General features: G+C 48.7%; 2 protein-coding genes and 1 CRISPR repeat array. Of the genes, one reads left to right on the forward strand and one right to left on the reverse strand.

What is annotated here, in order from left to right; translation table 11 throughout:
- Window positions 1-957: alpha-amylase family glycosyl hydrolase (locus IQ256_RS28780; RefSeq protein WP_255516253.1), on the forward strand; the 957-nt coding region annotated here is incomplete at its 5' end.
- Between the two features lie 130 nt (window positions 958-1,087).
- Here the strand turns inward: IQ256_RS28780 and IQ256_RS28785 are convergent.
- The gene (locus tag IQ256_RS28785; RefSeq protein WP_193859111.1) at window positions 1,088-1,381 is read right to left on the reverse strand and encodes a hypothetical protein; all 294 of its coding nucleotides are present in this window, start codon (window positions 1,379-1,381) and stop codon (window positions 1,088-1,090) included.
- A 542-nt stretch (window positions 1,382-1,923) separates the two neighbouring features.
- Window positions 1,924-2,675: direct repeats of the CRISPR family, unit length 30 nt; unit sequence GTCGAAACGACCTCAAAACCCTCTTAGGGA.
- Window position 2,676 lies beyond the last annotated feature (1 nt).

Genomic DNA, 2,676 nt, shown 5'->3' on the forward strand with positions numbered 1-2,676 from the left:
GATCAAAGCTGGGGCCCAGAGTTTGACTACGACCACTACGACGAGAATTATGAACGGTTTCCAGCGCGTGATTTTATGCGAGATATGGTGAACTTCTGGATTACAGAATATCGCTTTGACGGCCTGAGATTTGACGCGGTCAAGCAGTTAGACAATCCAGAAGTACTGGGCTGGATCGTTGATGAGGCGGGGCTAGCAGCAAAGCCAAAGCCGCTATTTACCTGCGCTGAGCACATTCCAGAAAAGTCCGATCTCTCCGGTTTAGAAGGACCTGTAGACAGTAGCTGGCGGGTTAGCTTTCACTACAACTTTCTAGACATTTTGAAAGGAGAAGGGTCTGCAATCGAGAAAGTAAAAGAGCTGATCGATCCTACAAAAATGGGGTTTCAGAGCGCACAGGATGTAGTTAACTATTTGACTAGCCACGATCAAAATCGCCTGATGGCGAATTTGGCGGATATGGAGATATTCGAGCAGGCAGCTTTTAAGCGGGCTAAACTTGGCGCTGTGCTGGTGATGACGGCGATGGGCGTACCGATGATTTGGATGGGCGAAGAGTTTGGTGCCTACAAGCATAAAACGCTCGATCCAGCGCCTCTGGACTGGTCTTTGCTAGATAGTGAGCCCAACGTTGGATTGTTCAAGTACTACAAAGGGTTGATTGCCTTGCGTAAAGAGAACGCGGCGATACGTTCTGACAATGTTTCTGTTTTTCACGAAAATGCTGATACGCAGGTGATAGGATACATGCGCTGGCACGAGATGGGCGCACAGGTTGCAGTCATCGTGAACTGTTCTGATAACTTCCTAGCAGGTTACCAGGTGGCGGATATGCCTGAAGATGGCACGTGGCACGAATGGACAAAGAACTTTGATGTAACGGTTGAGGGCGGTCAATTGATGATGGATTTGCCAGAGTATGAAGCGCAGGTTTTGGTGTGGTCACCAGATCTATAGAAAGCTCGCAGGCTAGAAGTGGCAAGCGATTTGGTCTATGAAAATCGTCAGCGGCACCCAGATGCACTTAAGAGAAAGCTATGGGTACCGCTATATAAGTCTAGAATCTAGGCGTCAGTTAGCAGCAGCGTTACACGATTCTGACTCGCTTGGTCAGGATGGCCATCATCTCGTTCGGTTTGCCCGTAGAGATAGGCTGACTCCAGTCATTTGGCTCGGCATATTGAATCTGGTGTAGTAGGTGGATGGTGGACTGAATGACGGGCAGCGGGCCAAACAGCAGATGGCGCACCACCTCATAGCCGCCACTGTCTTGACTAGTATTGTTGTTTGGCGTGTTTGGTGGCACTGAAGCAGAGCTAGCAACAGAAGTTTCAACAGAATCTGTGGACGCGGTAGCGCCCTGAGCGGAAGAAATGAACATGAGGTCTGGTCTCCGGTTGTGTGTTTGTTGGGAGGAAACCAGAACCCAACGCAACTCAGCTGCCCCGAAGTCGATGTAGTGCAAATCGGGGTAGCTAAGGTACAGTTGACCCAGCACTCCGGGATTGCTCACGAATCCTTGAGGGTTAGCAGTCAGTAGGTGCTGTAACACCTGCTGGCTGTGCTAAGTAGAATTGAGTTCTGAAAAGCACTGTGATAGGCATCACAGCTATAGTTACTGAAGATAAGCTGATTTTTTGCTGGCGTCAAGCGAAGGCGAAGAAAAGTGATGAACTGCGCGAGCGGTAGGGTGTAGAACTGGGCTTTGGCTAGCATCGGCCTTAAACGTCTACGCAGCAGGGGTTACAGGGTATGAGCTGGGAAAGAGGTTCGCGCGATCGCTGAAACGTCTGCTATAGAGGGGTTTGACAATTTTTTATCCCGGTTGTGTCTACGATTGCCGTTCATGTATTACTATATTTTTATTGCTTCGCGCAAACGCACCTTGAAAACCAGTGATAGTAAGCCTCTTAGCGGCCAGCCGTCGAAACGACCTCAAAACCCTCTTAGGGATTGAAACTTATTCAGGCCATAGCCGGGTCTCAATTGTTCTTTGTCGAAACGACCTCAAAACCCTCTTAGGGATTGAAACGCACCCGCTTTTTCTTGATTGGGCCAGATCTGTAAAGTCGAAACGACCTCAAAACCCTCTTAGGGATTGAAACAACGAGTGGATAGAGAGCATTGATTGAGTCGATGGTCGAAACGACCTCAAAACCCTCTTAGGGATTGAAACTTCTTGACTGTATCTAGCTGTTGACCGACTAGGTGGTCGAAACGACCTCAAAACCCTCTTAGGGATTGAAACTACCGGGTGATCATTTTGGCCTTTTTCAGGCGTGGTCGAAACGACCTCAAAACCCTCTTAGGGATTGAAACGAATGCTGCTAGCACCTGCGAGTGCATCGCCTGAGGTCGAAACGACCTCAAAACCCTCTTAGGGATTGAAACCTGCTATATATCGATGATGTCATACCGAAGATGGTGGTCGAAACGACCTCAAAACCCTCTTAGGGATTGAAACGAGTCTATCTTGGGCACTCCTGAGAATATTGCTCGTCGAAACGACCTCAAAACCCTCTTAGGGATTGAAACTTGTTTGACGGTAGCCAACCGATCGACACCGTCAAAGAGGTCGAAACGACCTCAAAACCCTCTTAGGGATTGAAACGGGAATTCTTTTGTGCTGATAGACCGTGTGTACAGTCGAAACGACCTCAAAACCCTCTTAGGGAT

This window comes from cf. Phormidesmis sp. LEGE 11477 (genome assembly GCF_015207105.1).
In the GTDB taxonomy this organism is placed as follows: domain Bacteria; phylum Cyanobacteriota; class Cyanobacteriia; order Phormidesmidales; family Phormidesmidaceae; genus Phormidesmis.

Excerpts from the sequence above, each read along its gene's own strand:
- IQ256_RS28785 (WP_193859111.1), bottom strand. The coding sequence starts at position 1,381 with ATGTTCATTTCTTCCGCTCAGGGCGCTACCGCGTCCACAGATTCTGTT.